General features: G+C 44.5%; 24 protein-coding genes and 1 riboswitch. Of the genes, 14 read left to right on the plus strand and 10 right to left on the minus strand.

Annotation, left to right across the window (positions count from 1 at the left end):
- The first annotated feature begins 103 nt into the window (after positions 1 to 103).
- Positions 104 to 277: a hypothetical protein gene (locus QWZ05_RS17705; RefSeq protein ID WP_289960897.1), complete on the plus strand. Its 174-nt coding sequence runs from the start codon at positions 104 to 106 to the stop codon at positions 275 to 277.
- Here the strand turns inward: QWZ05_RS17705 and QWZ05_RS17710 are convergent.
- Positions 274 to 2145: an MFS transporter gene (locus QWZ05_RS17710; RefSeq protein ID WP_290299776.1), complete on the minus strand. Its 1872-nt coding sequence runs from the start codon at positions 2143 to 2145 to the stop codon at positions 274 to 276. The two genes, QWZ05_RS17705 and QWZ05_RS17710, sit on opposite strands and share 4 nt — an antisense overlap.
- Positions 2146 to 2158: 13 nt before the next feature.
- Positions 2159 to 2755, minus strand: a complete 597-nt coding sequence (locus QWZ05_RS17715) for a TetR/AcrR family transcriptional regulator (protein ID WP_264877088.1) — start codon at positions 2753 to 2755, stop codon at positions 2159 to 2161.
- A 214-nt stretch (positions 2756 to 2969) separates the two neighbouring features.
- Here QWZ05_RS17715 and QWZ05_RS17720 point away from each other — a divergent pair, with 214 nt between their 5' ends.
- Both QWZ05_RS17720 and QWZ05_RS17725 read left to right on the plus strand, forming a co-directional pair.
- Positions 2970 to 3872 carry a Tim44 domain-containing protein gene (locus tag QWZ05_RS17720; RefSeq protein ID WP_264877089.1) on the plus strand — a complete coding sequence of 301 codons (903 nt, stop codon included), beginning with the start codon at positions 2970 to 2972 and terminating at the stop codon, positions 3870 to 3872.
- Positions 3873 to 3991: 119 nt separating this feature from the next.
- Positions 3992 to 4309: a DUF1244 domain-containing protein gene (locus QWZ05_RS17725; protein ID WP_264877090.1), complete on the plus strand. Its 318-nt coding sequence runs from the start codon at positions 3992 to 3994 to the stop codon at positions 4307 to 4309.
- A 92-nt stretch (positions 4310 to 4401) separates the two neighbouring features.
- Here the strand turns inward: QWZ05_RS17725 and QWZ05_RS17730 are convergent, their stop codons facing one another.
- Positions 4402 to 5142 carry a YciK family oxidoreductase gene (locus QWZ05_RS17730; RefSeq protein WP_290299780.1) on the minus strand — a complete coding sequence of 247 codons (741 nt, stop codon included), beginning with the start codon at positions 5140 to 5142 and terminating at the stop codon, positions 4402 to 4404.
- A gap of 263 nt (positions 5143 to 5405) precedes the next feature.
- Here QWZ05_RS17730 and sohB point away from each other — a divergent pair, with 263 nt between their 5' ends.
- Positions 5406 to 6467: a protease SohB gene (sohB, locus tag QWZ05_RS17735; protein ID WP_290299781.1), complete on the plus strand. Its 1062-nt coding sequence runs from the start codon at positions 5406 to 5408 to the stop codon at positions 6465 to 6467.
- A gap of 152 nt (positions 6468 to 6619) precedes the next feature.
- Here sohB and QWZ05_RS17740 read toward each other — a convergent pair whose 3' ends face one another.
- Positions 6620 to 7030: an H-NS family histone-like protein gene (locus QWZ05_RS17740; RefSeq protein WP_264877093.1), complete on the minus strand. Its 411-nt coding sequence runs from the start codon at positions 7028 to 7030 to the stop codon at positions 6620 to 6622.
- A gap of 699 nt (positions 7031 to 7729) precedes the next feature.
- Positions 7730 to 7933, plus strand: a riboswitch (Lysine riboswitch).
- Between the two features lie 121 nt (positions 7934 to 8054).
- On the opposite strand from QWZ05_RS17740, the gene QWZ05_RS17745 reads away from it, so the two are divergent.
- Positions 8055 to 9656 carry a Na+/H+ antiporter NhaC family protein gene (locus QWZ05_RS17745; protein WP_264877094.1) on the plus strand — a complete coding sequence of 534 codons (1602 nt, stop codon included), beginning with the start codon at positions 8055 to 8057 and terminating at the stop codon, positions 9654 to 9656.
- A gap of 34 nt (positions 9657 to 9690) precedes the next feature.
- Here the strand turns inward: QWZ05_RS17745 and QWZ05_RS17750 are convergent, their stop codons facing one another.
- Entirely contained in the window at positions 9691 to 10596 is a 906-nt protein-coding gene (locus QWZ05_RS17750; RefSeq protein ID WP_264877639.1) for a LysR family transcriptional regulator, read from the minus strand.
- A gap of 87 nt (positions 10597 to 10683) precedes the next feature.
- Here QWZ05_RS17750 and QWZ05_RS17755 point away from each other — a divergent pair, with 87 nt between their 5' ends.
- The 3 genes from QWZ05_RS17755 to QWZ05_RS17765 all read left to right on the plus strand — a co-directional run bounded on the left by QWZ05_RS17755 (position 10684) and on the right by QWZ05_RS17765 (position 14241).
- Entirely contained in the window at positions 10684 to 11904 is a 1221-nt protein-coding gene (locus tag QWZ05_RS17755) for a multidrug effflux MFS transporter (RefSeq protein WP_290299785.1), read from the plus strand.
- A gap of 127 nt (positions 11905 to 12031) precedes the next feature.
- Positions 12032 to 12925, plus strand: a complete 894-nt coding sequence (locus QWZ05_RS17760; RefSeq protein WP_290299787.1) for a sulfite exporter TauE/SafE family protein — start codon at positions 12032 to 12034, stop codon at positions 12923 to 12925.
- 350 nt (positions 12926 to 13275) lie between these two features.
- Positions 13276 to 14241, plus strand: a complete 966-nt coding sequence (locus tag QWZ05_RS17765; protein ID WP_290299789.1) for a transposase — start codon at positions 13276 to 13278, stop codon at positions 14239 to 14241.
- A 237-nt stretch (positions 14242 to 14478) separates the two neighbouring features.
- Here QWZ05_RS17765 and rsmS read toward each other — a convergent pair whose 3' ends face one another.
- The 4 genes from rsmS to dinG are packed head-to-tail and all read right to left on the minus strand — an operon-like array spanning position 14479 to position 18041.
- Positions 14479 to 14649, minus strand: a complete 171-nt coding sequence (gene rsmS / locus QWZ05_RS17770) for a pleiotropic regulatory protein RsmS (RefSeq protein WP_290299791.1) — start codon at positions 14647 to 14649, stop codon at positions 14479 to 14481.
- Positions 14639 to 15169, minus strand: a complete 531-nt coding sequence (locus QWZ05_RS17775) for a primosomal replication protein (RefSeq protein ID WP_290299793.1) — start codon at positions 15167 to 15169, stop codon at positions 14639 to 14641. The genes rsmS and QWZ05_RS17775 overlap by 11 nt, the downstream gene beginning before the upstream one ends.
- Positions 15170 to 15184: 15 nt before the next feature.
- Complete coding sequence (locus QWZ05_RS17780; RefSeq protein WP_290299795.1) at positions 15185 to 15955, minus strand: sulfite exporter TauE/SafE family protein; 771 nt, start codon at positions 15953 to 15955, stop codon at positions 15185 to 15187.
- A gap of 10 nt (positions 15956 to 15965) precedes the next feature.
- Positions 15966 to 18041 carry an ATP-dependent DNA helicase DinG gene (gene dinG / locus QWZ05_RS17785; RefSeq protein WP_290299796.1) on the minus strand — a complete coding sequence of 692 codons (2076 nt, stop codon included), beginning with the start codon at positions 18039 to 18041 and terminating at the stop codon, positions 15966 to 15968.
- 518 nt (positions 18042 to 18559) lie between these two features.
- Between dinG and QWZ05_RS17790 the strand changes: the two genes are divergently transcribed.
- Entirely contained in the window at positions 18560 to 19600 is a 1041-nt protein-coding gene (locus QWZ05_RS17790) for a porin (protein WP_264877102.1), read from the plus strand.
- A 66-nt stretch (positions 19601 to 19666) separates the two neighbouring features.
- Complete coding sequence (locus tag QWZ05_RS17795; RefSeq protein WP_290299799.1) at positions 19667 to 20356, plus strand: YccT family protein; 690 nt, start codon at positions 19667 to 19669, stop codon at positions 20354 to 20356.
- Positions 20357 to 20462: 106 nt separating this feature from the next.
- Here QWZ05_RS17795 and bioA read toward each other — a convergent pair whose 3' ends face one another.
- The gene (gene bioA, locus QWZ05_RS17800) at positions 20463 to 21740 is read right to left on the minus strand and encodes an adenosylmethionine--8-amino-7-oxononanoate transaminase (RefSeq protein WP_290300824.1); all 1278 of its coding nucleotides are present in this window, start codon (positions 21738 to 21740) and stop codon (positions 20463 to 20465) included.
- 135 nt (positions 21741 to 21875) lie between these two features.
- Here bioA and bioB point away from each other — a divergent pair, with 135 nt between their 5' ends.
- From bioB to bioD, 4 genes are read left to right on the plus strand one after another with little or no spacing between them, the layout of a single operon-like run.
- Positions 21876 to 22928, plus strand: coding sequence for a biotin synthase BioB (bioB, locus tag QWZ05_RS17805; RefSeq protein WP_290299801.1), 1053 nt, complete (start codon positions 21876 to 21878; stop codon positions 22926 to 22928).
- Positions 22915 to 24075 carry an 8-amino-7-oxononanoate synthase gene (gene bioF / locus QWZ05_RS17810; RefSeq protein WP_290299802.1) on the plus strand — a complete coding sequence of 387 codons (1161 nt, stop codon included), beginning with the start codon at positions 22915 to 22917 and terminating at the stop codon, positions 24073 to 24075. The genes bioB and bioF overlap by 14 nt, the downstream gene beginning before the upstream one ends.
- A 2-nt stretch (positions 24076 to 24077) precedes the next feature.
- Positions 24078 to 24884 carry a malonyl-ACP O-methyltransferase BioC gene (gene bioC / locus QWZ05_RS17815; protein WP_290299803.1) on the plus strand — a complete coding sequence of 269 codons (807 nt, stop codon included), beginning with the start codon at positions 24078 to 24080 and terminating at the stop codon, positions 24882 to 24884.
- Positions 24877 to 25557 (plus strand): dethiobiotin synthase, encoded by a 681-nt coding sequence (gene bioD, locus QWZ05_RS17820; protein ID WP_264877107.1) that lies wholly within the window; start codon positions 24877 to 24879, stop codon positions 25555 to 25557. The genes bioC and bioD overlap by 8 nt, the downstream gene beginning before the upstream one ends.
- Positions 25558 to 25564: the final 7 nt, after the last annotated feature.

Below are 25564 nucleotides of genomic sequence, written 5' to 3' on the forward strand. Positions count from 1 at the left end.
ACTAAATCGAATTTCATTTATTACCATCACAGCGATAACCTGCAAAGCGGCTATATGGTGTTGCAAAGCGATAGCAAGTTGCGTAGTTGATGAGGGAAGGTGAGTGAAAGGGATATTACTAGTACTGTTAGTCGGTTCGGTGGTCATTGCACTTGTGTCAGAACAACTGGTGCGTGCAATCGCCGAGTTGACGGGGTTTATCAGCTTGGTAGCTCTTATCTTGCTCACTAAGAACAAGACAAGAGCTAAGGTTAAGTTTGAAGCAGAAGACCTCTAGCGGTAATCACCTCTTAATTTTGTCACCTTCTCGCGTAACAGAGCCGTTGTCGCTTGGGCTGGTGGCACAGGTTCTCCTGCCTCAACTTCCAGTTTTGACCAAAAGCGGCTTGGTAGCCCCTTACATGCACGTCCTTTGTAGCGACTAAAGTAGCTTCCCCATAACCCCTTAATAGCTAATGGAATCACCGGTACAGGGCTGCGGCGCAGTATGATATCCATGCCACGCATAAACTCTTGTACTTCTCCATCATGAGTCAGTTTCCCTTCAGGGAAAATACACACAATATGCCCTTGTTGCAGAGCTTCTTCGACTTCACTAAACGCACGTCGAATAGAGCCACGGTTAGTGGCGGAAATGGGAATAACCCCTGCACGTTTTAGAAAGCGACGAATGGGTTTAAAGTTCGCGTAGTCTTCTTCCATCACAAAGCGGATCAGGCGAGGGCAAACAGCGCTTAGTAGTAATGCGTCCATATAGCTGACATGATTGCAGACGATCAATGCGCCTCCATGTTCAGGAATATGCTGAAGATTCTTATGCTTCACGCGATACATGGTGTGGGTAAGCACCCAGACGAGAAAGCGGACTGCGAAGATCGGCACGCGCATAAAAATCTTCAGTGCTATAAGAACGTTAAGTAGTGCGATCACCTTAAACAGTTGCACGATATTAAGCTCTAGCACGCTCAACATGACAATGCCCATGACTGCGCTACCAACCATGAATAGCGAGTTGTAAATATTGAGCCCTGCGATCACTTGCGCACGCTGCTTTTCATCGGCTCGCTGCTGCAATAGTGCATATAGAGGAACGATAAACACGCCACCAGAGGCCCCAAGCAGCAATAAGTAAAGGAACATCGGCCACATGGCTTCGTAACTGACAAACTCTGTCAGAGAATGGAAGCGAGGTAAATCAGCAGGTACTGACTGCGCCATTAACCATCCGAAAACTGTAATCCCAATACTGCCGATAGGGACAATGCCGATATCGATTCGGTTTTTAGACAGCTTATCGCAAGCAAGTGAACCTAGCGCAATACCTACAGAGAAGAGCGCAAGTAGGAAAGAGACCGATGCTTCAGTTCCATTCAAATGGACCTTAGTGAAATTTGGGAACTGAGTAAGATAGACTGCCCCTAGAAACCAGAACCAACTGATGGCAATCACTGACCAAAAGATGGTGCGATCCTTTGCCACGATACCTAATGTGATTTTTGTTTGAGTGTAGGGTTGCCATTTGAACTTGAGGTTAGGGTCACTGGCGGGTGCAAGCGGAATATAACGGCTAGATAAATACCCCGCAACGGCAAAAACTACCACAGCAATGGCGGCAACGTATCGTGCGTTTTCTGCTGATGCAATCATGCCCGCCCCGATCGTGCCGAGTAATATGGCAAGAAAGGTGCCTGTCTCAACTAACGCGTTACCCGATAGCAGCTCTTGTTGTTTCAATTGCTGAGGAAGCAAAGCGTATTTTACTGGGCCAAAAAAAGCAGATTGGGTTCCCATTAAAAACAGCAACAGCAGCAATATGGCGTAGCTCTCAGTGATAAAGCCGATGGCTCCAAGCAGCATGATGCTGATTTCAAATAATTTAACCTTGCGAATAAACCAGGACTTCTCATATTTGTCAGCCAACACACCAGCGGTCGCCGAAAAAAGGAAGAACGGCAGTATAAAAAGACCAGCTGCTAGATTAATGAACAAGTTGCTCGACATCGGAAGCGCGGCACTACCAGCGAAGGCAACAAAGATAAGAAGCACATTCTTGAAGATGTTGTCATTAAAAGCGCCAAAAAATTGAGTAACAAAATAAGGAAGAAAGCGCTTAGATTGAAGAAGTTGAGCTTGGTAGTTTGCCATTTGTACTTAATCCTTAAGATTGCCAAGTGGCAAGGTAATTGGTTAAAAGATCTTGAATCAATTGCTTACCGTCGATAGGCTCAGCGGCAAAGAATTTATCATCGACTGATAATAGAGTGATACCGTGAACGCCGGCCCAAAGTACTCGGCTCGCTTGAACGACTTCGGCGTTGGTTTTCTCAGGGCTAATCGCTTTGAGTAAGCCCTCAAGCATACTGGTCATGCCATCGATGCGCTTGGTTTGCCACTCGGGTAAATCTTCTCCATTCATATTGTGCTGAAAAATCAACTGCCAGCGATTAGGATTATTGAAAGCAAAATCATGATAGCAATAAGCGAGTTCATACAATGCTTGTCGATCATCAGATTCGCTAGCAACAATTTGAGCTGATTGCTTGGCCAACTCATCAAGGGTTTCGGCAACGACACGTAACAGCAATAGATTGTAGTTGCCAAATACGTTAACAAGGGTGCTCGGGACATAGCCGATCATCGTTGCTACTTTTCTCAGGCTCAGTTCGTTGTGTGAGTGATCTTGGAGAAATGCCTTAACACTTTTAAGTGTTAAGGCCGTCAGCTCTTCTCTGGTATGGTCGTTTCTGCGCGCCATTTTGCGGTCTCTTGGTGAACAATGTTCGATATTTTATGAAGCTGGTTGATGTACGTCAATCTTGTCATACATTGAGCGGGTGGAATCTCACTCTTCAGACGCAAACGTTTTTGCAATATCCTGATACATCAATTCGATCTTGCTCAGTTCCCAAACCGTACTTATAAAGTTAATATGATCGCGACTTTGCAACAATTCATTATCAAGGAACTGCATGAAACGTCTTCTATCACTTATCGCACTGATCATTGTGTCTGTATCAGTCGCACCGTACGCTGAAGCCAAACGCTTTGGTGGCGGTAAGTCTTTTGGTAAGAGCTTTAAAACAGCCCCTGCGCCAAAGCAACAACAGCAGAATACGAACACACTGCGCCGTGACCAAAACCAGACCCAAAACGCGACCGCAAATTCTGGGCGTAAAGGATTGATGGGCGGCTTAATGGGTGGTCTTCTTGCTGGTGGTCTTCTAGCCGCGTTTTTTGGTGGAGCGTTTGAGGGTATTCAGTTCATGGATATTCTTATCCTTGGCCTCATTGCATTCTTTGTGTTTAAACTGATGAGAGGGTTGCTGGGTAATAAACAAGGTAGCATGAACCAACACCGTTCTCAGCCTGCATTCGGTGGTCACTCACCACAAGCAGAACAAGCGAACCGTCAAAGCTTTGAGCAACAACCTGCGTTTACCGCGGAAAAGCCTCAAGGTACGCAAGGGTTTGGTTTTGGTGCGCAAACAGACGTGCCACATAACTACCCACCGGGCTTTGATCAATCTGCATTCCTCAATGGTTCGCGTGAGCACTACCGTGTTTTACAAGGTGCATGGAACCATAATGAGCTAGAAACGATTCGAGAGTATGTGTCACCAAGCTTATTTGACGATTTGATGAGTGAACGTGCGAAACTGGAAGGTGAACAACATACGGATGTGATGTATGTGGACGCAGAGATTGTGCGTGCCGATCATGACGCAAGCACTGCCCAGCTTAGCCTTCAGTTTACTGGTCGTTACCGTGATGCGATTGAAGGCATTGAAGAAGACATCAATGATATTTGGCACTTGGAACGCGACTTAACGGTCCCGAATGCCCCTTGGTTGATTGTTGGTATTCAAAGCTAAATCGCCATGAAGTCGATAATTTCGCGCCCGAGCTCAAAGCTTGGGCGTTTTTCTTTCTATTCCAGCTAGAGTGCATTAACGTATAAGCAAACAATAATGAAAGTAAAGGAGTGAGAACAATGAGTGAGTTTAAGTATCAGCAACTTACCCAGCAGCAGCAAGATCAATTGGATGCACAGGTATTTCGCAAACTACTTACGCACCTAGATGCGAACAAAGATGTTCAAAATATTGATTTGATGATATTGGCTGGGTTCTGCCGCAATTGCTTTAGTAAATGGTATAAAGCAGAAGCAGAACAACAGGGGTTAGATATTGATATCGACGACGCTCGTGAGCGAGTGTATGGCATGACATATGATGAGTGGAAAGAAAATCATCAACTACCGGCTACCCCTGAACAGCTCGCCGCTTTTGAAGCTAAAAGTACGAAATAGAAACATAAAAAATGCAGCTCGATAGCTGCATTTTTCGTTTGAGGCTACAAACCTAATTTTGGGCTATAAACCGACAATGCTGAACGTTGTATCTATTTGGGTTGTGCGTCAATACACTGGCCATGCACAGACTGTCCTTCAGGTGCCATTAAATAAAGGTACAGTGGCATAATATCGAGTGGCGTTTTTAATAAATCTGCATCTTCTGCAGGGAAGGCCGATGCGCGCATGGCGGTGCGTGTACCGCCTGGGTTAATGGCGTTCACTCGAATAGGTGAATCACTAAACTCATCAGCAAGAATCTGCATCATACCCTCGGTCGCAAACTTTGAAATTGAGTAAGCTCCCCAAAAGGCGCGCCCTTGATGACCAACAGTTGAAGAGGTGAAGATTATACGAGCATCATTGCTCTTTTTGAGCACAGGAATCAGGGCTTGGGTCATAACAAAGGTCGCTTTGACGTTGACCTGCATGACCTCATCAAACATTTTTTCTTCAATTTGGTCGAATGGGCTAATCACGCCGAGTGCGCCAGCGTTATGTAAAACGCCATCTAGCTTACCAAACTGACCTTCGATAGTATCCGCCATATCGAGGTAGTTTTGCTTACTCGCTCCCATCATATCAAGCGGGACGATAGCAGGTTTAGGATACCCCGCAGATTCGATCTCATCATACGTCTGTTCCAGTTTTTTCACCGTGCGACCCAATAGTATGACGGTTGCTCCGTGTTGTGCGTAACTGATAGCCGCTTGTTTACCGATACCGGCACCTGCACCAGTAACTAAGATGACTTTTCCCTCAAGGGCATTAGATGAGACTGAATAATCCACCGTGATATTCCTTTATGTTCTGTTATCAAGCTTGTTACAAGTCGATTTTTTGCAACGCAACCTGATTGTCAGTTGTCTTTATTTTGATGTGAACAGTACAATAGCCTTACTATAAAGAAGAAAACAATATCAGTACTGAGTTTTATTGAACGATATAGCGTTATTTGACACTAAAGAGTGTACTTTCGTTTATTTAATGTACAAATAGTGCGCGCGTTCAGACTTCATTACGCTAGATATCCAAACTCAAAGAGGGAATCATTTTGGAATTTTTGTTGGATTATGGGCTGTTTCTCGCCAAGATTGCCACTTTTGTCGTTGCTCTCGTCGTTGTATTAGTGATAGCTAAGACAGCCACGAGCAAACAAGGCGTCGCAAAGGGTGAGCTAGAAATTACTGATCTTACCGAAGCGTATAAACAGAATGTCGAGCAACTCGAGCATCATCTGCATGACTCTGCATTTATTAAGGCACGAGACAAAGCGGAAAAGAAAGCGAATAAAGAGAAAGTGAAAGCGCGCGAAAAAGAGATTAAGCAAGCCGATAAAGCGAATGAGCTTGATAGCAAGCGCGAGCCACACCTTTTCGTGCTCGATTTTAACGGTAGTATTGATGCGAGAGAAGTTGCCTCACTGCGAGAGGAAATTACCTCGGTATTATCAGTTGCTCGAGAAGGTGACGAGGTATTGGTTCGTTTAGAGTCCGGTGGGGGTATGGTTCATGCCTACGGTTTAGCTTCCTCACAATTGGATCGCATTAAAGCCGCTGGCTTACCCTTAACTATTTCGGTTGATAAAGTCGCAGCTAGTGGCGGTTATATGATGGCTTGTATCGGCGATAAAATTGTTTCGGCACCTTTTGCCATTGTTGGTTCTATTGGCGTGATTGCCCAGCTACCGAACTTTAATAAGCTGCTAAAAAAGTATGATATTGAATACGAGCAACTAACCGCAGGGGAATATAAGCGCACCTTAACTATGTTTGGTGAGAACACTGATAAGGCACGTGATAAGTTTAAACAGGAGTTAGAGGAAACTCATGGCCTGTTTAAAGATTTCATTCGAGAGCGACGCCCTGAACTTGACCTTGAACAAGTTGCAACCGGAGAGCACTGGTTTGGTACGACAGCAAAAGAAAAGGGCTTAGTAGATGAAATTAATACTTCAGACGATTTGATTGTCGCAGCATGTAAAGAAAAAACAGTTCTCTGCGTTCGTTATGTACAGAAAAAGAAAATTACAGACAAGTTGGCTGGGGTAGCGGGAGATGCTGCTGAAAACGTTTTCTTGAAGTTAATTCAACGAGGCCAAAAGCCAGTTATATAGAGGTGGTTGGTTATATAGTGCTAATTTGCTGACGCGGCATGGCCGCCATATTTTTGTCACTGCGGGACAAAGCATGCAACTTCTCTAATATCGAATATTACAAATAATAAAAAAGGCTCCTATCTAGGAGCCTTTTTTGAAGCTTGAGCAATTTAGATTGCGAAGTCTTCTAGTGATTTACCTTCATCAAGCGCAGCTTGAATTACAGAAGGTGTGCGGCCTTGGCCTGTCCACGTTTTTTCTTCGCCACTGGTATCTACATATTTGTATTTAGCAGGGCGTGGTGCACGTTTTGCTTTTGGTTTTGCTTTACCGGCTTCGCCAGATAGAGCAGAAATAAGCGCGTCAACGTCAATACCGTCTTTAGAAATTTGAGCAGCGATGGCAGCAAGTTTCGCTTCTTGTTCAGCTTGAGCAGCCTGTTCAGCTTCAGCAGCTTCACGACGCTCATCAGTTACGATGGTTAGTTTTTCCAAGGCTTCTTCAAGTTGCTCTAGAGTTAGCTCACGAGCAAATGCACGAAGGCTACGGATGTTTAATAGTGTTTTTGTTAGTTCCGACATGACTCTTCCCATTTTTAATTAAGTCAACATAGTTGATGATATACCCAATATCTTAGTATGACAATATTCTATCTTGATATAAACGTAATTAACGTAAATTAATTAGAGGTTAATACAAATATAGAAGTCGGTGTGGACTTTTTAAGATTAGAATAAATACTTTATTTATCAAGATAAATGAAAAATCAAACCAAGACTAAAAGCTGTATTGATTAAACACATGTAACAGATTGTAACCCTTGTCACAGTCGCGAACGTAAACGTAGATTGATATAGCGGTTTAAAAAAACGTTTACTGATATGTCCATCTTTACAGGAAAGATAGCAATCAAGATAGCGCATGGTGGTGTTAAGTTATCTGTTGTGATTCATTCATGTTCGAGCGGTATAGCTTATACGTCAACAAAAGAAAGATAAAATAAGCAAAATTGTTATGGAACTGTTTTTTAGTTTGCTTGGGAGAGGTGTAGTTTGCTTGTATGTATGCCATATGCCGTTCAATATTGTTTTTGAGGCCTATCATTAGACACGCATTCAATAATTAATGATTGAATTGTCAACATAGTGACAAGTTTTGCATCATTTGAACGGAGTAATGTGTTGCAAATCAAATTTTGATGAGTAGAATAGCCCAGACCTAATGCTCTGTAAGAGTTAAAATGTTGTGAACTTGAGGTTGCGACAGTTTTTATTCTTAGGAAGAGCGGTAGAGGCGCGATATCTGATGAGTAGCGTTTGTTGGGGTGATGCCAATGAACAAACGTGAAAGGCTCTGTCGCCGAAGTAAATCTTGTCTATCAAAGCAGATTTGCTGGGGTTGCTATCAAATAGAAGCAACACTGCCATAGTCTATACTCACACTAGCATGTGGGATAGGAATTACTATGGAGCGCTACTGTAGGGTTGGGTGAGGCTTTCGCACACCTTTCTTTATCTGATGAGTACTTATTGTTCAACAAGGTACTTATGTCACTGCAGTAGATCTCTAACCACATAAATACAATTAATTTGGTTTTTGAAGATCATGAATTTAATCGACTTTGCATCGTCACCCATCTCTTTATTACCCCCTTTGGTGGCTTTAACACTTGCGATCGTGACACGTCGCGTTTTGGTTTCACTAGGTGTGGGTGTGGTCCTGGGTGCAATCCTTCTTAACGACTACTCTCTTTCATCGGCTGCAGGCTATGTAGGCTCAGTTGTCTCTGGCGTCTTTATTGAAGATGGCGGTATCAATGAATGGAACATGAGTATTGTTGGTTTCCTTGTTCTACTAGGCATGATGACAGCACTGCTAACGCTGTCAGGCGGTACGCGCGCATTTGCTGAGTGGGCACAATCACGAGTAAAAAGTAAGCGCGGCTCTAAACTATTGGCAGCGTTCTTAGGTGTATTCATCTTTATCGATGACTACTTTAACAGTCTTGCTGTTGGTGCAATTTCGCGTCCAGTAACTGACCGTTACTACGTTTCTCGCTCAAAACTTGCTTATATTCTTGATTCTACCGCAGCACCAATGTGTGTGCTTATGCCAGCATCGAGCTGGGGCGCATACATTATGACTATCGTTGCGGGCATCTTGGTTTCTCACGGTGTAACTGAGTATTCAGCGATCGGCGCATACGTGCGAATGATTCCAATGAATTTCTACGCTGTATTTGCACTGTTGATGGTATTTGCTGTGGTTTGGTTCCAACTAGATGTTGGCCAAATGCGTAAGCACGAAATCGAGGCATCTCAAGGTCACGGCTTTGAAAATGAAAAGTCTGATGACGAAGCATCAGCGCACGAGATTACTGAAGAGCTCGATATTAAAGAGAGTGAAGGCGGTAAAGTGTCTGATCTGGTACTACCGATTGTATCTCTTATTGCAGCGACAGTGGTTGCGATGTTGTACACCGGTGGTGTTGCTCTAGCAGACGAAGGTGAAGCGTTTAATCTTCTAGGTGCTTTCGAGAATACGGATGTGGGTCGCTCATTGATTTACGGTGGTATTGTTGGCCTAGCAGTCTCTCTATTTACTGTGTTTAAGCAGGGTCTACCTGTTGCTGATATTTCACGTACGCTGTGGATTGGTGCTAAATCGATGTTTGGTGCAATCTTAATCCTGGTATTTGCATGGAGTATTGGTAGTGTTATCGGTGATATGAACACAGGTAAATACCTATCTACACTTGCTGAAGGCAATATCGGTACACATTGGTTACCAGTGATTCTATTCCTTCTTGCTGGTCTAATGGCATTCTCTACCGGTACTTCATGGGGTACTTTTGGTATTATGCTTCCTATCGCAGGCGATATGGCAGCAGCAACTGATATCGCTCTGATGCTACCAATGTTGAGTGCGGTTCTAGCGGGCTCTGTATTTGGTGACCACTGTTCTCCAATTTCAGACACGACAATTTTGTCGTCGACAGGTGCTCGCTGTAACCATATCGATCACGTAGCGACTCAGCTTCCTTACGCTCTATCTGTTGCTTTGATTTCTTGTGTGGGTTACATCGCTCTTGGCTTTACTTCTTCTGTTACTATGGCATTTATTGCCTCAGCAGTAGCATTTGTAGTGGTTTGTTTTGTTCTATCAACACTATCAAAGTCAAAAATGGCGAGCTGCGCAAAAGCGTAAGCTAGCTCGCTCTATTTAGATAACGCCAGCCCGATTATTGCGGGCTGGCGTTTTTTTGTACCTGATGTTGCTCTAAACGACTTTTTAGATAGTCGATGAACAGCTTGGTACGTGTATGTTCGCGGTCAAGGTTAGGGTAGTAGGCATAAATTGTTAGCTCTTCTGCCATGATATCGGGCAATACGCGTACTAACTGGCCAGATTCGACTTCCTGTTCAATCATAAACTCGCTGACGATCATAATCCCCATTCCTGATTTTCCTGCATAAAACAGAGCTTCCGGATTGGTTGTCGAAAAATTACCGCTCACCATAACTCGTTGATTGTTTGATACGCGGTACTCGCGCTCCGGACTTTCACCCCAAATTAAGACATTGTGATGTTTAAGTTCATCAATGGTATTAGGGCAACCATGTTGTTCGATATAGCTAGGCGCGGCATAAAAGGCAATTTTTCGTTCTAATAACGGCATCTGTTTCACGCTAAGTGAATTTAATTGTTCTAGCTCACGAGAGATAAACACGTCTAAGTTCATTTCTGGCAATTGACCAGGATCGGTGGTGGTGAGTTGAATGCGAATTTCAGGGTATAAATCGAGAAAGTCTTTGAGGTATTTAACCAGAAACTTAGAGCCAACGGCTACCGTTGCCCCCACCCTAAGCAAGCCTTTCGGAGAGCCCGACACTGAACGTGTATCGTCCAACATCGTTTGCCACTGCGCCATAGACTCTTTGCAACCTTGATAGAAGAGAGCGCCAGCTTCAGTTTGGGACAGCGAGCGTGTGGTTCGTTTCAATAGTTGGGTTCCAACACGGTTTTCGAGCCAATGTATGCGCTTACTCACAGCAGAGTTCGTGGTGTGAAGACGTCGCGCAGCCCCATTAAAACTGCCTTCTTCAACCACTTTTACATAGGTGTTCATACACTCTAACCAGTCCATACGCGTCTTATTGATTCCTAGTGGGAAATAATCTCTTTCCATAGTGACTGATTATCACTGATAGAACAATAATATAGACTCTCTTTTATGAAACGAGATTCCAATTATTTTAATAAAACGCCACTGTTGCTAGCGATGATGATCATCGCTACAGGGCAGGTCGGTGTAAGTATTTACTTACCTTCACTTCCGCTAATGAGTGCGTCGTTGGGCGTGGACGCGTCACAAATTCAGCTGGTGGTCACCCTTTTCTTGGTAGGCTTTGGCGCTTCACAGCTGTTTTATGGCCCCTTATCTGACGCCATTGGCCGCCGGCCCGTGTTCTTATTGGGACAGTCTATTTATCTTATCGGGACAGTCCTGTGTCTTACCTTTACCGAAAGCTATATCGCACTAATCGCAGGACGCTTATTACAAGGTTTAGGAGCCGGCAGTGCATCGGTATTAAGTCGCAGCGTGTTGCGTGATAGCTATGACGGCTCTCAGCTAACCAAAGCTTTGTCCTATATGTCTGTCACGGCTTCAATATTACCCATCATCGCACCGGTGTTTGGTGGCTGGATTGCTCACCATTTAGGCTGGGAAGCCGTATTTAGTTTCGTGCTTGTTTATCTGCTCGCGATTTTTACCGTAGGTTGGTGGATATTGCCTGAAACTCTCCCTTATGCAAAAAGACGATTTAAACCGAGTGAGTTACTGGGTAACTACGGCAAACTACTTGGCAACTGGCAGGTAATACAAAGCGCAAGCTACAACTGGATAACTTACCTCGGTGCCGTCGTGACGCTAAGTCTGTTTCCTTTTCTAATGCAAAAGCAGTTAGGGATGTCGGCCGCTGAATACGGCACAATTATGTTGATCCCGTCATTAGGCCTCCTTATCGGGACAGTCGCACTCAATATCTTTAGTAAACGACTCTCGCAAGAGCACATGCTGGCCGCGGCGATAGCGATAATATTCATGTCTGGCGTGAGCTTATTGGTTTCAGATTTCAATTCAACAAACCTAGTACTTGCATTTACGGCATTTGCGTTCGCGCAGGGGATCTCTTTTCCTATTTCTATCGCGAAACTCTTGGCTCCACACAAAGATCAAGTTGGTGCAGTGTCAGCGTTGTCTGGTTCGATTCAGATGGTGCTCGCAGGGGCTGTTGGTGGGTTATTGATAGAGTACTGGGTATCAAGTCAATCCGCTCTAGGTGGTTTGTACATTTTGAGTGCAATGAGTATGTTGTTTTTTATGCTATCGGTATCGGTTCGCAAGTGGGTGAAACCTCGTACCCCGATATTAACTCGTGACGACCATTAACAGTCTGAAGGCGGCATTTTATGTGCTTGTTAATGTGGTGCAACTACAGAGTAAAAGTCGACTAATTCGATAGTATCTTCTGAATAATGTCGTTAAAATCGCGCGTTTTTTATTTATGGCGATCGTTATGACAATTCTAATGCTTCTTCAAATCGGCCTTTCTATTGGTGGGGCTATATTTATTTTTATGCTGGTGAAAGCGTGGCGCGAAAAGCGTACCAGCGAGAAAAGCACTAATGTAATGGCGATAGGTGCCATTGGTGGATTTGCCAATTTTTGTGACACGTTGGGTGTAGGTAGCTTTGCTATTAAAACAGCGGGTTATAAGCAATTTAATCTGGTGGATGACAAGGATCTACCCGGAACGCTTAATGCTCAAGCGGCGTTGGCTACAGTGGCACAAGCACTAATCTTTCTTACCGCAGTCGAAGTTGACATGACCACAATGGTAAGCTTAATTGTCGCAGCGTGTCTTGGCGCAACGATTGGTGCAAGAATTGTATCGGGTTTAGATCGTCAGATGATTCGTTTGATCATGGGCTGTGCCCTAATGATCGTCGCGCTGTTAATGCTAGCGGGGCGTTTAGAGCTGTTTCCATTGGGCGGAACGGAGCTAGGTCTATCAGGAACTAAGCTTGCTATCGCAATTGTGGGTAACTTTATTTTTGGTGCACTGATGACCGTTGGCATCGGGCTTTATGCTCCTTGTATGACGATGATCTATCTGCTTGGAATGAACCCTATCGCAGCATTCCCGATTATGATGTGTTCATGTGCATTCTTGTGCTTCTTCTCTGCGGGTAACTTTATCCAGCGTAAAGCACTTAATACCAGAGCGGCGCTATCCGTTGCTATTACTGGCCCGATTGCCGTCCTTATCGCGGCATTTATAGTTAAGTCTCTAGACCTAGACACCCTCGCGTGGCTTGTGACTTTTGTAGTGCTTTATACCTCGATAACGATGTTCCGTTCATGGTCAAACTCGAGAAACCAAAGTCATGCGCAAACTTTGATTGACTAAGGTGTTCTTGGAAGGACAGTCTACTTAAGCCTTTTGCTTAAACATTATAGATAAGTAGAACGCGAATAGTGCTTGCTGGTTTACCACCATCAAGCACTTTTTCATTATGAGCGAATCAATACGTTGAGGTGCTCTTGTTCTTGTTCTTATAAGGACAGGCTAGTTAAAAGGGGAATTGTTGCTTAAAAGGACAGTCTAAAATGGCGGAGGGTGTCATCATTTCATTATTAACCGTGTTGCCTGTGGTGGATTTTTAGTGATATTGCTCGATATTTTAAATCTATTGGTAGAGGCATCAGCTAGGATACTTATCTTGGTCAGTTACTTAACTATCATATGGATGTTTAGCAATGACCACTGCACGCAAAAAACTCGTCGATACTAACATTACACCTTATTACCATTGCGTATCTAGGTGTGTCAGGCAGTCATTTTTGTGCGGTCACGATAAAACCTCCGGGAGAAGTTATGAGCATCGCAAACAGTGGGTTGAAAACAGAATTAATCTGCTAACAAAAGTCTACTGCATTGATGTCTGTGCTTATGCGGTTATGAGTAACCATTACCACTTAGTTGTGTTTATCGATAAAGCCGGGGCTGAGGAGTTGACGCCATATGAAGTAGTCAATAGATGGGCCATAGGCCACAAAATACCGGATATGGTGAAGCGCTGGCAAATGGGCACAGTTGAAAAACCAGCAGAGCTCAAAACTTGTAACAGGTTAATTGAAAGCTGGCGCATAAGATTATGCGATTTAGGTTGGTTCATGAAGGAGCTCAACTACGATATTGCTAGAAAGGCGAATGAAGAGGATGACTGTAAAGGTCACTTTTGGGAAAGTCGGTATAAAAGTCAAGCATTGTTAGATGAGTCAGCTTTGATTGCAGCAATGGCGTATGTTGATCTCAACCCTGTACGAGCTGGTGTAAGTAAAAATGCCTTAGCTTCGGATTTTACATCCATAAAACGACGGGTGATTGCGCTTGAAAATAATCAAGATACCGCACCCAATTTGGCTGTATTTGTCGGTAGAAATCAGCAGAAAGTCAGAAAAGGAATTCCTTTTACACTTGCAGAATATGTTGACCTTCTTTGTTGGAGTTCGACGCAAAACCGGCAAGGAAAGGCATCAATTCAAAAGGATATACCCAGGCTTTTAGGCGGTTTGAATTTGGAACAATCAAATTGGTTAGCTGCGGTGACATTAATTGAAAGGAAGCGGGCGAAGTTTGTTGGATTAAGAAGTAGCCTGGATAAGCAGCGTGGCAAGATGAGCATTAGCCGAGTGAATGGTGTGAAGCTTGACGTGTTGTAGAGGTTTAACGTTCATGGATATTTAGTAAACTAAGTAGTTAATTTGGGACTGTCCTTACAAGCTATCACTCAAAGGTTTGATATTAATTAGAGTGCAACCGCTCTACATATGCACAAAGGTAATGGCAGGAACTTGGTGAAGTAAAGTATTTTACTTTGGATAGACTGTCCTCTCAAAGGCTAGGTTATGTTCTTTGAACCTGGGTGACTTATCGGGACTGTCCTTTCAAGAGCCCGATCAAGCCCCCTCAACCTTAGACAGTAAATCACCACGCACAATATCAATCGCCTTTAAAGCAATTTCAGGTGATATCTCATTGGTTTCTAATAGATAAATCAGATCCACCGCCAGTTTAACCTCGGCGGGTGCTTGCTCTAAACCACTTGATTGTGTGTTTTCATTGCTCATTTATATGACTCTCTCTGTCGGTTATTTGGTTTTCAATTTTGATTCTTGCTGCGCGGCAGCGTTCTAGACGTTGCTGGGTGGCTTCGATGACTTGTTGGGACTGTCCTTGTAAGGTGGCGGTTTGGAGCATTTTCTGTAGGCGAGTTTCCCACTCTTGGTGTTGTATCAAGTCTTGGTGAAGGACATGTATTGGCTTACGGAAGTGACTTGAATGCTTTGGTTCTTGTGAACGGATAGTCGACGTCGACAACTCGCGTTGAATCGCACTGATTTGGCTGATGAGCTTCTCACTCAAATATTCAGCCCGTTCGTGAGTGAGTGTCCCTTGCTCTTGCTCACGTTTAATTGAATCTACAATATGCTGAGATTCCACCACACATGGCTGTAACAGACGCGAGCGAGTTTGAAAGAGCTGCTCGTCGAAGAGGGCAAGGTGGTGCTCTCCTCGTTGTTTATCAAGTTCAGAAGCTTGAACAGATAGTGCTGTAAGCATTTTATCTATTTTTGATAGCTCTACCATTGCAGCGTCTCTTTACTAAAACCAAGCGTCAAAGGCTAGTTTAACCGACAAAACGATAACCACAGTAACAAAAACAGGACGAATAAAACCTGCACCAAAGCGAATGGCGGAATGCGCGCCAACATAAGCGCCAAGCATTAAGCAGACTCCCATGGTTAAACCGAGCAGCCAGTTGATGTGACCAAGGATGGCAAACGTCACTAGTGACGTAAAGTTACTAGTAAAGTTCATCGCTTTAGCAAGGCCAGACGCCAGCAATATATTGAGTCGATACAAAGCCATTGAACTGACTGTCCAAAACGCCCCCGTACCAGGGCCTGCAACGCCATCATAGAAACCTAGAGTAAAACCTTGCAGATATTGTTTCTTATTCACCTTTGAGCACTTGGCTGGCAGTGTGTTCTTATTCGCGTGCTTTGATTTCGGCCACAGGGTATAAACAGCCGTCATTAATATGATGAGCGGCAGTGCTTTTTCTAGCCACTCGGTACTGATGGCATCAACAACCAGTGTTCCCGTAATCGCGCCAATGAGCGTAGCAATAAAAGCGGGTATCCAGAAGCTAGGTTCGAACAAACGCTTCTTATAATAAGTAAAAGCAGCAGTAGAAGACGCAAAACTGGCTGCAAGCTTGTTTGTACCTAAAGCAATATGCGGAGGCAACCCAAGAGAGAGAAGGGCAGGGACAGTTAGCATACCGCCACCGCCAGCAACGGCATCAATAAAACCAGCAACAAATGCGACTAAAGCAAGCACGACCAGCATGCTTGGTTCGAGAAATTCCATAGATTAATTCTTATTTATGTATAGTGCGTTTAAACGGAGGCAACGAGTCAAGGAGAGCTTTTCCGTAACGCTTTGAAACGACGCGTCGATCAAGCAGGTAGACTTTACCAGAGTCTTTCTCTTTACGCAGTAATCGTCCAACTGATTGGATGAGCTTTTTGCTCGCCTCAGGCACCGCGATTTGCATAAATGGATTGCCGCCACATCGCTCAATATATTCAGAATGCGCTTGCTCTACTGGAGACGTCGGCACACCAAACGGTATCTTGGTAATGATGAGATTGGTTAACTCATCACCCGGTAGGTCAAGACCTTCTGAAAAGCTGCCTGTTCCAAAAAGAACACTTGTTTTACCACACTGCACTAGTGTTTTATGTTTTTTTAGAATTTCTGCACGCGAAGAATCCCCTTGGACTTGTAGCGCCCAGCCTTTTTTTGTAAACAATGTGGCGAGTTTTTCCGCTACTTGGTTCATTTGCCAGTAAGATGAGAATAAAACTAAGTTGGCCTGCTTGTCCTCAATTAACTTAGGCAGAATCTCTATAAGATATTCAGTAAACTGAGGAGCTTGTGGCTCGTGCTTCATCACAGGCACGATCAGTTCTGCTTGATTTGGGTAATCAAATGGTGAAGCCAGGGCAAGAAACTTAACCCCATCTTCCGCACGCTCGCTGATCCCCGCTTGGCGGCAAAAATAGCTGAACTGATTTAATGCTCGTAGTGTAGCTGACGTTACAACGGCACCAATGCAGCGACTCCATATTTGTTGATCCAGTTGCCAGCCAACCTCGAGCGGAGACACGGAAACGACAAAATCCCCCTCACGCTCTTTACTCACTTCTAGCCAACGAGCCAGTGGAGCGCCTTTTTCTCTTTTAGGCTCAGCCATCAGGTTCCAAACTTGGGCCAAGTTGTCACAACGTTGGATATAGAAGCCTAGCTCTGCAAGGGCAGGCTCGGCAAGGCGAGAAGAAAGCTCCCCCTCTTTAACACGCTCAGAAATAAGGTCAGCAATTTTAGCTGTACATTGTGCAAGCTTTTGTGTGCTGGTTTTTAATCCTTTTGCTTCTTCAAACAACCACTCCGGCAAGTCGCCATCTTCAAAGCGGTAGATTCCCTCATCAAAGTGTTCAGGGTTAAACTGGTTAGTCATTTGGGTGAGCGTCGGAACAATCACCTGAATCGCTTCTTGTAGATCATTTTGGAAACGACTTGCACGCTTCACATCGGCCAGGCTAGCGTGTTTTGAGATAACTTGATTAAGACGCTCAAGCCAAGTTGCAGCTCCTTTTAAGCTCGCCGCTGCAGAAGAGTGTTCACGTGCGACATGCGGTAAATGATGTGCTTCATCAAAAACATAAATAGTGTTTTCAGGCTCAGGAAGAATGACACCGCCGCCTAGATCTGCATCTGCCATAACTAAGCTGTGGTTGGCAATTATTACATCGGCGCGATCAAGATCCGATCTTGCTTTTGAAAACGGGCAGCCACGATGTGCTGGCAAACTGTTATTACAAGAGTGTTTATCACTAACAATGAGCTGCCAAATATCGTCTTTAATTGGCTTTGGCCAGCTATCTCTATCTCCGTCCCATTTGCCATCTGATAGGGCTTTATAAAGACGTTCTAGCAACTCAATATCTTTCGCTTTGGGTTTGCTGTCGAACATTGCCACTTGGCCACCGTCTTCACCACTCGCGGCAGCGAGTTTCTCCGCACAGCAATACCTTTGACGACCTTTTGCCAGTCGAAACTCGAAATCAAGATCGGTGATTCGTCGATATAGCGGCAAGTCTTTATCAATCAACTGCTCTTGCAGGGCAACGGTTGCGGTAGAAATGACCACCTTGCGGTTGTTTAACACGGCCACTGGAATTGACGCCATCAAATACGAAAGAGACTTACCGATTCCAGTGCCAGCTTCAGCCACAATCATACGAGTAGATTTGTGGTATTCGCCACAAAGTGATTTAGCAATCTCAGCAACCAAGTAGTTTTGCGAGCGTCTAGGAACAAAATTATCGAGCTGAGCCTGTAGATTTTGATAACTGGTACGAATGGATTTTTGAATGTTTGGAGTCAGCATATTTTGCCCTATTTGATCAACCCGCCGAGTCTAGCACATCTCTCTGCAGATTCGATAATGAACAAAATGGATGACTTTTTACTAAATAAGTGACCAGTGTCACAAAAATAGAGTGAACCTTTCACTGAGAAACATTTGGGATGCGTGTTGAGTTATTAAATGTTGCAGGAATATTAACTTTCAGTTTTATGTATTATAAAAATGCGCAATGTTAGTTGCTTGTTAGGGTTTTAAGCTAAAAATTATATAAATTACAGGATTAGCATTTACTAAATTAAATCTGCTAGTTTTCTCGTAAAATCAAGCGTCACGCCTTTAAGTTACTGTTTTTATTTGAATTTTAGTTTTTATTATGTTGCCTTTTATATGATTTGACATGCGAGATATTCTTTTGCAATCTAAATCCCGTCATTTACTCGGTGACGACATCGGACCAATAGAGTTTGAGTTGTCATCAAAAAAACTAAAAAGGGAACCTGGATTCGGTATCCCTAATCTAAGAAAAGGCAGTGGAAATTATGAAAAAGACGCTATTAGCTCTAGTGGTTGCAGCGGCAGCTACTTCTGTGAATGCAGCAGAGATTTATAAGTCAGAAGATGGATCTGTTAACTTTTATGGTCAACTTCGTACAGAATTGAAATTTTCTGAGGATTCGGATGGCGACTGGAATGAAGACCTAAGCTCAGGTTCTTCGCGTATGGGTATTGACGGAAGTTACGCACTTACTGATTCTCTTGATGTATTAGGTTTGGTTGAAGTCGGTGTTCGAGACAACACTGATGTAAACGTTCGTCAGCACATATTTGGCTTTTCTGGTGATTTCGGTACTATCAAGTTGGGTAAACAATGGACAACATCTGATGATGTTTATGGTGCTGATTACTCATATTTCTACGGCGGTTCAGCATTACGTTATTCAACACTTAACGGTGCTTTACATGATTCTCAGATAAAATATGCTTACGATGCAGAGCAGTTTTGGCTAAAAGCCGGCTGGGGTCTCAACGAAGGTGAGTCGAACCAAGATCTTTATGAATTATTCGTAGGTACGTCTTTCGATGCTCTAGACTTGCACGCAGGTGTTGGTTTGAATAAAGATTACGCATTTGGTGAAGACGATGATGCTGGAGTCGACGGAGCAGAAGTTGAGAACCTATTCTTCGAACTGACTGCAGAGTACAACATTGGCGATCACCTAATTGGTTTCACATATTACAATGCTGAACTTTCAAACGGTAATGGTTCAGAGAAAATCAAAGAAAATGGTTACTCACTCGCTGGCATCTATCAAGCAACAGCAAAAACAGCGTTGTATGCTGGTTATGAATTCACAGATCAAGAGTCTTCAGGCTTTGCAATGAATTACGATGAAGATGGTACTGTGATCTATGTGGGTGTAGAGCACAAGTTTAATAGTTGGTCTCGTGTATATGCTGAATACGGCTACGGTGACGGTACAACGTTAGGTTACTCGAACAAAGGATCTGACCAAGAAGTTGAAGCACAAGTTGCTGATAGTGAGAGTAACTTCGGTATCGGTGCACGTTTTTACTGGTAATCAATCTGTTTGACTACTTCCCAAAGCCCAGCGTAAGCTGGGCTTTTCTGTTCTTGAGGGATTATAATGAAAATACAAGCAGTTACATTTGCTACCACACTTTTAGTGAGTGCTTCCTCACTGGCCGCTTCTCTATCAGTGAAAGATACTGTTGACCTACTAGTCGTCAATATGGAAAAGCCCGCCCTTTCTGGCCAACTTTTTAAATCCTCCAAAAGTGTCAAGCTGGCTGAAGGGAAAAACCAAGTCGTTTTCCAATATGAACCGGTTATTGAAACTAATAGTGAGCGCAAGAAAGTCTATGGCCAAACCCAGGTCGTCACCTTTACTGTCTCTGAAGATCAAGATGTGCAATTCGAAATGCCAAGCTACCGCTCAGTGCGCTCAGCAGAAAAAGGCTTAAAAGAGTTAGACTTCAAGATTATTGACCAAAACGGCAAAGAAGTTGAAAAGACGCTAGACGTATTAAAATCAGATGGCATTCAGCTAGGGCGGAACCATATAGAAGAGGTTAGAGAGTACAACATCAACGGCGGCCCAGCTGCAGTCGCCATTTCCTACGTTGCTGTCGACAACACAGCAAAAGCCGCTGTCCCTACCGTTTTACCAGAGCCAGAAATTGCCCCAGAGCCTGCTATACCTGTTCAGCTGCCAGAGCTAGACTCAAAAGAACTCCAACAGCTAAAAACTTGGTACACAGAAGCCTCACAAGAAGATCGCAAAGCCTTCCGTAAGTGGCTGATCGACTTCGAGTAAGTCGATATTTAGATTTTTTTAGAATACAGAATACAGAATACGAGACCGACTTTACCCTCTGTATTCTGAACTCTGTATTCTTCTCCAACTTTCAACCTAGCCCCACCTACCCAAAACAACCATCATTCCCCAACGCCCCCTCAATCGCCCCCACCAACTTAGCAATATCCTCATACTGACTAATATAAGGCGGCATCATATAAATCAAGCGCCCGAAAGGACGAATCCAAACCCCATTTTCCACAAAATGGCGTTGAATCTGTTCCATGTTCACAGGCTCATTCGTTTCGACCACACCGATGGCCCCTAACCAACGAACGTCTTTTACTCGAGAATGCGTGGTTAATGTAGGTAATAACTCAGCAAATGCGAGTTCAATATTCTGTACCTGATGTCGCCAGTCGCCACACTGTAAGATGGCCATACTGGCGTTGGCAACGGCGCAGGCGAGAGGGTTACCCATAAAGGTTGGACCGTGCATAAAGCAACCTGCTTGACCACCGCACACGGTGTTGGCAACCTCTGGCGTGGTTAAGGTCGCTGATAGCGTCATGTAGCCCCCAGTCAGGGCTTTGCCGATACACAATATATCAGGCTGTATGTCAGCATGTTCACAGGCAAACATTTTACCAGTTCGACCGAAACCGGTGGCGATTTCGTCCAAGATCAATAGCACGCCATAGTGATCGCAAAGATCGCGCACGCCCTTGAGAAATTGCGGGTGATAAATACGCATCCCGCCTGCACCTTGTACGATTGGCTCCAATATCACAGCAGCAATTGACTGATGATTGGTTTCCAATTGAAGCCTAAAGTCATTTAAGTCTTGGTCATTCCAATCGTCCTCAAAACGGCAGTTCGGCGAATCGGCAAAAATATGCTCTGGTAAAAAGCCTTTATATAAGCTGTGCATTGAATTGTTAGGGTCCGTCACCGACATCGCAGCGAAGGTGTCACCATGATAGCCATGGCGTAACGTCAGAAATTTGGGTCTAGACTGTCCTTTTGCATGCCAATACTGCAATGCCATCTTCAAACTGACTTCTACTGCGACAGAGCCAGAATCGGCCAGAAAAATGTGCTCAAGATTATCAGGGGCTAGATTGAGTAACTTTTTCCCTAGTTCAATGGCGGGCTCGTGAGTGATTCCACCAAACATCACGTGTGACACAGTATCAATTTGTTTGTGAGCAGCCGCATTAAGAATCGGGTGGTTATAACCATGGATAGCCGACCACCAAGAAGACATTCCATCGGTGAGTTCAGTTCCATCTTCCAGTGTCAGCGTCACACCTTGGGCTGATGCCACCGGGTAACAGGTAAGAGGAGTAAGCGTTGAAGTGTAGGGATGCCAGAGGTGCTGGCGGTCGAAGGCAAGATCCATAGCCATAGTAAAATATACCAAAGTCTAAAAATTAAACAGATGTCAACTTTATAAAGGTGCAATGTGTTGACAGTGTAATGCGTGTAGGTAGACTAGCCAACAACTAGTTTAGAAAACTCATAAAAAGGAATCAGTGTGGAAGTTCGTCATAATTGGACAGTGGAAGAAGTCCGTTCCCTTCTGGCAAAGCCATTTATGGATCTGTTGTTTGAGGCGCAGTTGGTTCACCGTCAATATCAACAAACCAATCACGTTCAGGTGAGTACATTACTTTCAATCAAGACCGGTGCTTGCCCGGAAGATTGTAAATACTGCCCGCAAAGTGCTCGCTATACCACCGATGTCGAGAACGAACGCTTGATGGAAGTGGAGCGCGTATTAGACGCAGCAGGGAAAGCGAAGGCGGCGGGCTCAACACGCTTCTGTATGGGGGCTGCATGGAAAAACCCGAAAGAACGCGATATGCCATTGCTGACGAATATGATCAAAGGCGTAAAAAATATGGGCTTAGAAACCTGTATGACGCTAGGTATGTTGACGCCAGATCAAGCCGAAACCCTTGCAGATGCGGGTCTTGACTATTACAACCACAACCTCGATACCTCGCCAGAATTCTACGGCAATATTATTACGACACGTACTTACCAAGATCGCTTAGATACCTTATCGCACGTCCGTGATGCCGGAATGAAAATATGCTCAGGTGGCATTATTGGTATGGGTGAGAGCGCTAATGACCGAGCGGGTCTCTTGGTGGAGCTTGCCAACCTGCCAACGCATCCTGAAAGCGTGCCGATTAATATGCTAGTCAAAGTGAAAGGCACGCCACTGGCTGAAGCCGAAGACGTTGACCCATTTGATTTCGTGCGTTTAATTGCCGTAGCGCGCATTATGATGCCGGGCTCTGCAGTTCGTTTATCTGCTGGTCGTGAAAACATGAACGAGCAGATGCAAGCGCTGTGCTTTATGGCGGGTGCGAACTCTGTCTTCTATGGTTGCAAGTTGTTAACGACACCAAATCCAAGTGAAGATAAAGACATGCAGCTATTTGCAAAATTGGGTATCAACAGCCAGCAAGTTTCGCAAAAGCCAGACGAAGTTGAAGAAAGCGATCTCCTTGATCGCGTTGTTGAACGTGTTGCTGCTCGTCCAACCAAAGACGACCTGTTTTACGATGCCAGCGCCTAACTTTGCTTCACGCATCAACCAAGCGTTAACCCAACGACGAAAACAGGGGTTGGATCGTAAAATCCTCCCCGTGATTGGTGGCAATCAATCGGAGTTAGAGTGGAATGGTCGACGCTTTTTCAATTTTTCGAGCAATGACTATTTAGGCCTTGCCCACGATGCTGAGTTGTTAAAAGCTTGGCAGCAAGGTTTGAGTGTTTATGGCTCAGGGAGTGGTGCTTCGCCATTAGTGACAGGCTTTAGCCACGCACATAATAATCTCGAATCTGCGCTGTGTGACTGGCTTGGGTTCGAGCGAGCGATTCTGTTCAATTCGGGTTTTAGTGCGAATCAAGCATTGCTATTTAGCCTGCTGGAGAAAGGCGACTGTCTACTTCAAGATAAACTCAATCATGCTTCTTTAATTGAGGCGGGTATGTTGTCGCGTGCAACAATGCGCCGCTTTAAACACAATGATTCCAAGCATCTTAGCTATATGCTCAACAGTGAACACGCCACGTTAGTCGTAACGGAAGGGGTGTTTAGTATGGATGGAGACTGTGCTCCATTGGCCGAGCTACAAAACACCTGCATTGATAAAGCTTGGCTCGCGGTAGACGACGCTCACGGCATTGGTGTGCTGGGCGAAGAAGGGCGAGGCAGTTGTGATGCCGCCCAGATGACACCAGACATTCTAGTGGTGACTTTTGGAAAGGCGTTTGGTCTTTCGGGAGCGGCGATCCTGTGCAATCAAAACACCGGTGACTATTTAACTCAATTTGCGCGCCATCATGTTTACTCAACCGCAATGCCGCCTTCACAGGCCTACGCCTTAACGCATGCAATAGAGATGATTCGCACACAAAATTGGCGACGAGAAAAACTCAATGAATTGAGTGCGACCTACGCGGAGTTACTGGTTGATCTTCCTCAATATCGTCAAACGCAAACTCCAATTAAGCCGTTTGTGATGGGTGACAGTAGCCGTACCGTTAATGCAGCGGACTATCTTCGTCAGCAAGGATTATGGCTCACCGCCATTAGGCCACCAACCGTTGCCAAAAATAGCGCACGATTGCGAGTGACGTTGACGGCAAATCATAGTAAGAAACAAGTGAAAACCTTGGCAGCAGGATTGCGCCAAGCGATAGAAAGGCAAGAGGATTAATCATGAATGCTGTTACGGCTTTAGATATTGCCTTAGATGAGAAGCAGGCGATCGCCGATGCGTTTGGACGTGCGGCGGAAACGTACGATCGACATGCCGAATTTCAACGTGATGTTGGGCATCGCCTGTTGGATAAACTACCACAAGACTTAAACGGAAAACGCATTTTAGATTTAGGGTGCGGCACGGGGTATTTTAGTCAAAAGTTACTTGAGCGCGGTGCAACGGTAGTTTGCGGTGACTTGTCGTTAGCTATGCTTGACGTTGCCAAGCGCCGTTGTAATGACAGCAAGCGGGCTGCTTTTTATCAGGTAGACGCCGAATGTTTGCCCTTTGATAGAGGAGAGTTTGACTATGTTTTCTCAAGCCTTGCCCTGCAGTGGTGTGAGGATTTATCGCTCCCATTAAGTGAAGCAAAGCGTGTAACTAGGCAGGGTGGACAGGTCCTTTTTAGTACTTTGTTAGAAGGATCATTATATGAGCTAGCTATGGCTTGGTCAGAAATTGATTCATATCAACACGTAAATGATTTTATTTCACCCAATCGGTTAAAAATTGCGTTAGCTCAATCACATTGTGCTAACCATGACCTAGACTTGCCGACCATTACAGTTTGGTACCCGACTGCATTTGCAGTGATGCGGGACCTTAAGGGGATTGGTGCGACGCATGTGAGTGGTCGCGGTCAGGGTTTAACGAGTAGAAAAACCTTGAACCAAGTCGAAATGGCTTACCAAAAGTTTAAAAATCAGCAAGGTCTTTTACCTGCAACTTATCAAGTTTGTTTAGGGGTTATACAGCATGATTAATGCTTTCTTTATTGCTGGTACGGATACTGATGTAGGAAAAACAGTGGCTTCGAAAGCCATCCTACAAGCGATGAATGCGAAAGGAAAACGCACTATTGGATACAAACCGGTTGCTGCGGGTAGCGAAAAGACCGATGAAGGCGTACGCAATTCAGATGCTCGCCATCTACACTCTGTTTCTACCGTTGAAGTCTCTTATGAGGATGTGAATCCATATCCGCTGCTTCTTCCAGCATCACCTCATATTGCTTCTAAAGCGGAAAATATTGAGATTGAGTTTCCTTTGATTTCTGAAAAGCTAGAGCAGCACAAGCAAAATGCGGATGTTGTTTTAGTTGAAGGTGCGGGTGGCTGGCGTGTACCAGTCAATGACACTGACTCTTTCTCTAGCTGGGTTAAAGAAGAGAAGTTACCTGTGGTTTTGGTTGTTGGTATTAAGCTGGGTTGTCTAAGTCACGCAATTCTAACGGCTGAAAGCATTATTGCTGATGGTCTAGAGATCGTGGGTTGGGTTGCGAACCGTGTTAACCCGGGTATTGAAAACTACTCTGAAGTGATTAAGTGCCTTGAAGCGCGTATTCCTGCACCTAAGATGGGTGAGATTCCTTATACGCCAAATCCTAAGCGCAAAAACTTAGGTAAGTATATCGATCTGTCTCCTTTAGAGCTGTAACTTGCTC

It is taken from the genome of Vibrio agarivorans (genome assembly GCF_030409635.1).
Lineage (GTDB): Bacteria > Pseudomonadota > Gammaproteobacteria > Enterobacterales > Vibrionaceae > Vibrio > Vibrio agarivorans.